The following is a 5,591-nucleotide window of genomic DNA, read 5'->3' as shown; positions in this document are numbered from 1 at the left end:
ATATAATATTTTGTTACGTATTAATGCTTAGTTGTTTTAGATCAATTCTAATGAGTGAGTGAGATCAAATAAATATTTAACTAACCCTAAAGTGGTACTGTTGGTTTTGTTAGTTGAAAATAATTCTCAATACGAACAGTGACTTACAAATAATAACCTTGATATTTATAGGTGATAACGGTCACGTATTAATGATAATGATGTGTATAGTAACCATTTAGGGTTATATAGTTGTTTGTAGAGAGCGTTGTGGCTTATCCAAAACAAGAATTGATATCGCTTGAATAGTAATTTTGCTGTTCAAAGGTATATCTATTTAACCAGCACATTATTTAGTTGAGAGCTAAATAAGCTTGGTATAAGGAAAGGATAAAATGGGCAATATCAAATTGGCCATAGTCATAATGCTAAAAACCCTTCTAGCATTCTGCCTCTATGGTAATTCCGTTCATGCCTTTGCCGATTCGAACGTCGCACCAACAGCGAGTGATTCTGCAAGACATGAAGTCGAATTAATCCGCGATAAAGATTACAAATGTGTTCAGTGCCATAAAGATTCAAAAGAAACTTTACTTGGCTCCCATGGTGAAGAGTCCCATAAGATTTTGGGGCGCGATGTCAATTGTACAGAGTGTCACAATAATATAGGACCAGACCACCGAGAAGGTGCGCCAAAGGTAACTAAATATTTATCGGCACAATCTCAATCTGGAACAGAAAAAGTATTTCTAGATCCCACTGAAATACTAAAAGCTAACAGCCAATGTACAGATTGCCATCAACCGGAATATCTCAGAGATGATAGCTGGACACACGATGTACACGCTAAAAACTTAACTTGCTCTAACTGTCATGATGTCCACGCTAAGAAAACGAAAGTGCTGGCATTAGATAGAAAAGAGAAGATCAAGCTTTGTGTGGACTGCCACTCAGACTTCAACCAAATCAAGGAAGAGGAGTGAGGCGATGAGCTGTTCTAGACGAAATTTTTTAACCGGTGCCGGAGCTGTCATTCTTACCACAGGCGTTGCAGGTACTGCTGTTGTTTCGAGTAAAAAAACACTTGCTAGCGTACAAGGTGATGGCGATAAGCGGTATGGAATGATTCATGATGAAACCGCTTGTATAGGTTGTACTGCTTGTACTGAGGCTTGCCGAGAGGTGAATAAAGTTCCAGAAGGGGTCTCGCGACTGGAAATTATTCGAAGTGAACCTCAAGGTGAATTCCCTAACGTTGACTACCGTTTTTCTCGAAACTCTTGTCAGCATTGTGATAACGCACCCTGTGTAATGGTGTGTCCTACGGGGGCAGCATACAAAGATGAGAAAACAGGCATTGTTGATGTTCATCAAGATAAATGTGTTGGTTGCGGGTATTGTTTACTAGCTTGCCCTTATCAGGTTCGATTCTTCCATCCTGAAAATGGGTCAGCAGATAAATGTAACTTCTGTCGTGATACGAATTTGGCGCAAGGAAAGTTACCAGCTTGTGTGGAGTCGTGTCCTACGAAAGCTTTGGTATTCGGTGACTTAAATGATCCTACAAGTGAGATCAATAAGGTACTCAATACACAAGTTGTCTATAGAGATAAGGTTCACTTAGGAACCAGTCCGAAACTCTACAAAATACCGCATCAGAAAGGGGAGATTCCATCATGAGTACATGGGAAACTGCATTTCAACCTGGTGTTGTCGTTTGGGATTGGATCATAGCGATCTATTTATTTTTGGCTGGAATGTCGGCCGGTGCTGTCATGATATCTATTTATCTGAAACGCAAGGTCATTACCGGCGACCCTTCAGATAATGGCATCTTGAAAGCAACTGCTTTTCTAGCYCCTTTTGGGATCATCGTGGGCTTAACCATTCTCGTTTTCCACTTAACCAAGCCTCTTGCATTCTGGAAGATCATGATCTTCGTAAACCCAACGTCTGTAATGTCGATGGGTGTGATCTTATTTAATGTTTATATGGCGGTATTGTTTATCTGGATCGGCGTTATTTTTAAAAAGCAGATTGTTGGCTTTTTGAAAGGTAAGTTCGATCTCGTTGATACGCTACTTGGAAAGTTTGAAAAATTTGAAAATGGACTCGAGCTATTACTCGCGTTTTTGGCATTAGTTCTTGCTGCATATACTGGTTTTTTACTGTCTGCACTACAAACATTCCCTATGCTGAATAATCCTGTTCTGCCTATTTTATTCTTGTTCTCAAGTTTATCTTCAGGTGCTGCTGCGTGTTTGCTTTTCGGTGTATTGGTATTCAAAGAGGATTCACATGGTCCTAGTGTCAGCTGGGTACACGGTTTTGAACGTCCAGTAGTGATGTTTGAATTGTTTGTACTTGTTACCTTTTTTACCGGACTAATTTTTGCTGGTGGTCAAAGCCAGATGGCAGCGATCAATGCTATCGGTAGTGGTTTCTGGGCATCGTGGTTTTGGTGGGGAGTGATAGGCGCTGGGATGTTATTGCCATTACTACTTAATGCTGTTGCACCAAAATCCGTTAAACATAGCGGTGCGTTTATTCTAGTGGTAACGACGCTAAGTTTAGTTGGTGTATTAATGCTGCGTACATTCGTTTTGTATGCAGGGCAAATGACCGTAGTGTAAATTAAGCGTTAGAAATGTAAGGCTCTACGTAGTTAGAGCCTTTCAACGAGGTTATATGATTGCAAACCTTGGGCTATTTAGCCTGATATTTATTATTGTCGCGACATTTTTTGTTAGTCTGCTTACTGGCATTCAAATTCTAAAGCGAGAACGCCTAAACCTTGGGCTAATCCGTGGTCTAACGTTGACGACGGCTGCATTCGCAATCCTTTCTATTTTGTTATTGGGTATCGCATTCAGTACCGATGACTTTTCATTGGCGTATGTTGCAAGCCACTCTAATACTCAATTACCTATATTCTTTAAAATCGCCGCTATCTGGGCAGGTCACGAAGGCTCTTTGCTCTTTTGGGTTCTAACATTAAGTGGATGGGCTGGTGTCATCTCGCTTAAAGATACATATAAAGACGAATATGTTGGACGCGTGTTATGGATCATGAACTTACTCATCGGGACTTTTGCTCTGTTCACTATAATTGCGTCTAACCCATTTGCTGTCAGTTCGATCATTCCTCAAGAAGGCCGTGACTTAAATCCAATGCTCCAAGACGTAGGGCTAATTTTTCATCCTCCTCTGCTTTACCTCGGATATGTTGGCTTCTCGGCTGTGCTAGCTTTCGCGATTGCTGCTCTTATGACAGAAGAGTTGGAGTACCGCTGGGCAGAGTATTGTAAGAGCTGGTGCATTACAGCGTGGAGCTTTCTGACTTCTGGGATCATTCTAGGATCTTGGTGGGCGTATTATGAACTAGGTTGGGGAGGGTGGTGGTTTTGGGATCCTGTAGAAAATGCATCACTATTACCATGGCTAACTTCAACCGCACTATTGCATTGTATTATCGCGGCTAACGATAAGCAGCAGCTAATAAAATGGGCTCTAAGCCTTGCTATTGTGACATTCAGCTTAAGCATCCTCGGAACATTTATCGTTCGTTCAGGTGTCTTAACTTCGGTTCATGCGTTTGCTGTCGATCCCAGTAAAGGGCTAGCTCTACTCGCTATTTTGTTAACGGTGCTTCTGAGCTCTTTTAGCTTGCTAATTATCAGAAGTGAACGATTTTCATCAAAGCCGCTGACGAAGTTTTGGTCTAAAGGCTTTATGATCTTAGTGGCTGTGAGCCTTTTCATCATCGCAACTTTAATCGTAACCCTAGGCACATTTTATCCGATGATTTTTGAGCTTGTAGGTTTAGGGACTATTTCCGTCGGTGCTCCTTATTTCAATCTGTTATTCGGGCCACTAACTCTCTTTGCTTTAATGCTAATGGGGATAACACCTTTTGTTATTTCTAATAGGTCTTGGCCTAAATCTCGTAAATCATTGCCAACTGTCGCTCTTATCTCGATTGTTTTAGGGCTCGTTTTCTATCGTTTTCAGTATCAAAACATAAGTATTCTTGTCGCCATAACTTGGTGTCTAGCTATGTGGGTTATTCTTTCTCATATTGTCATGCTAGTTAATACTCGAAAGTTACCCGCTAAAAGAAAGTCCGAAATATCACTAAAGGCGTGGGCAATGAGTTGTGCGCATATCGGAATTGCGGTTGTCGCCATAGGCGCCGCTATGAATAGTGAGCATTCGTTTGAAGTGAACAAAAAACTAGAGCCAACGACTGAGATTAAATTTCTCGATTGGACGGTCATACATGATGAGACAGCTTTAATTATTGGGCCAAACTATACGGCTGAAAGAGCCAACTTAATGTTGATAAAAGACCAAGATCTTTACCTTGTTTCACCTGAAAGACGTCATTACCAAGTTCGTGTCATGAATATGAGCGAACCTGCTATGAAGTGGTTTTGGCATGGAGACATCTACATCACCATGGGTGAGAAGGTTGATGAGAAAGCGTATGCATTCCGTATTCAATATAAAGCTTATGTTCGTTGGGTTTGGTTTGGGGGATTACTTTCAATAGTTGGTGGGCTACTTATCTTAGCTCAACGCCAAACAAAGGCCGTAAGATACTTATCTTCAAAAAGAGTAACATCTGTTAGATACGATATTAAATCGGCTGTAGATAAAGGTTGGGGCGATGCAAAAGAGTACTAGGAATAAACTGCTCGTTTTGTTCGGGCTGGCGTTAGCAATTACGCTTGGCTTTTCCATTTCAATGGAGAGAAAGCTTGAGTCAACCAAGGTTCTCCAGATAGAGCGGGCTTTCCCATTCTTCACCGCAGAAGATCTTATGGCAGAAGATCGTTTGATCAGTAGAACCGATATTCTTACGCAGCCTTACCAAATTGTGAATGTATGGGCTTCGTGGTGTGGGATCTGCAAGCTAGAACATGAGTATCTTAACCAATTGAAAAACTTAGGTGTTCCAATCATTGGTATTAATTACCGAGATAATAAGTTGGATGCAATTAAAGTAATAAAGAATGAAGGCAATCCATTTGAAAAGATCATTTATGATCACCGTGGCGATCTATCAATAGAACTCGGTGTAATAGGAACGCCGGAAACGTATTTGGTTGATCGTAATGGAAATATACGCCTTAAGATCATGGGTGTATTAAATGAAGATATTTGGAATGAATATCTCAAATCATATTTTCAAGGAATATAAACCCAAGGCTTTAAGTTTAATGATTAAAAATTTAAAAGATCTGTGTATTTTATTTGTTTTGGTATTCAGTTCCTTTTCGGTATTTTCTGAAAGTACTTTTGTAGCCGCAGACAAGTCAGTGATTAAACAGGTAGAGCTATTCGAGTTCGATTCGCCAGAGCAGCAACGCTCTGCTGTGGCACTTGCTAAGTCCTTACGTTGCCCTCAATGCCAGAATCAGAATTTGATTGAGTCGAATTCACCTATTGCGAAAGATCTTCGATTGAAAGTATTTCTAATGATCAAAGAAGGTAAGAGCGATCAATATGTGATCGATTATATGGCGGATAGGTTTGGTGAGTTCGTATTATATAAGCCTGGCTTCAATTCGAGTACATTCCTTTTATGGTTATTACCCATCTTTATATTC

The 5,591-nt window shown here is 40.5% G+C and carries 6 protein-coding genes; all 6 read left to right on the top strand.

Translation table 11 applies throughout. The annotated features are described in order from the left end of the window. The first annotated feature begins 374 nt into the window (after window positions 1–374). Window positions 375–962 carry a cytochrome c nitrite reductase pentaheme subunit gene (nrfB, locus tag L4C33_RS19195; RefSeq protein WP_428814010.1) on the top strand — a complete coding sequence of 196 codons (588 nt, stop codon included), beginning with the start codon at window positions 375–377 and terminating at the stop codon, window positions 960–962. A 4-nt stretch (window positions 963–966) separates the two neighbouring features. Further along, window positions 967–1,659, top strand: coding sequence for a cytochrome c nitrite reductase Fe-S protein (gene nrfC, locus L4C33_RS19190; protein WP_428814009.1), 693 nt, complete (start codon window positions 967–969; stop codon window positions 1,657–1,659). Next, window positions 1,656–2,612 carry a cytochrome c nitrite reductase subunit NrfD gene (gene nrfD / locus L4C33_RS19185; protein WP_428814008.1) on the top strand — a complete coding sequence of 319 codons (957 nt, stop codon included), beginning with the start codon at window positions 1,656–1,658 and terminating at the stop codon, window positions 2,610–2,612. Before nrfC ends, nrfD begins: the two co-directional genes overlap by 4 nt. Window positions 2,613–2,667: 55 nt before the next feature. Continuing rightward, window positions 2,668–4,665 (top strand): heme lyase CcmF/NrfE family subunit, encoded by a 1,998-nt coding sequence (locus L4C33_RS19180; protein WP_428814007.1) that lies wholly within the window; start codon window positions 2,668–2,670, stop codon window positions 4,663–4,665. Next, the gene (locus tag L4C33_RS19175; protein ID WP_428814006.1) at window positions 4,649–5,182 is read left to right on the top strand and encodes a DsbE family thiol:disulfide interchange protein; all 534 of its coding nucleotides are present in this window, start codon (window positions 4,649–4,651) and stop codon (window positions 5,180–5,182) included. The genes L4C33_RS19180 and L4C33_RS19175 overlap by 17 nt, the downstream gene beginning before the upstream one ends. 19 nt (window positions 5,183–5,201) lie before the next feature. After that, a partial coding sequence (locus tag L4C33_RS19170; protein WP_428814005.1) for a cytochrome c-type biogenesis protein CcmH occupies window positions 5,202–5,591 on the top strand: 390 nt, incomplete at its 3' end.

It is taken from the genome of Vibrio makurazakiensis (genome assembly GCF_050337375.1).
Lineage (GTDB): Bacteria > Pseudomonadota > Gammaproteobacteria > Enterobacterales > Vibrionaceae > Vibrio > Vibrio makurazakiensis.
The sequence above is the reverse complement of the archived record's forward strand: the minus strand, read 5'-3'. Positions and strand labels throughout refer to the sequence as shown.

Coding starts and splice junctions, on each gene's coding strand:
- nrfC (WP_428814009.1), top strand. CDS start 967: ATGAGCTGTTCTAGACGAAATTTTTTAACCGGTGCCGGAGCTGTCATT.
- L4C33_RS19175 (WP_428814006.1), top strand. CDS start 4,649: ATGCAAAAGAGTACTAGGAATAAACTGCTCGTTTTGTTCGGGCTGGCG.
- L4C33_RS19180 (WP_428814007.1), top strand. CDS start 2,668: ATGATTGCAAACCTTGGGCTATTTAGCCTGATATTTATTATTGTCGCG.
- nrfB (WP_428814010.1), top strand. CDS start 375: ATGGGCAATATCAAATTGGCCATAGTCATAATGCTAAAAACCCTTCTA.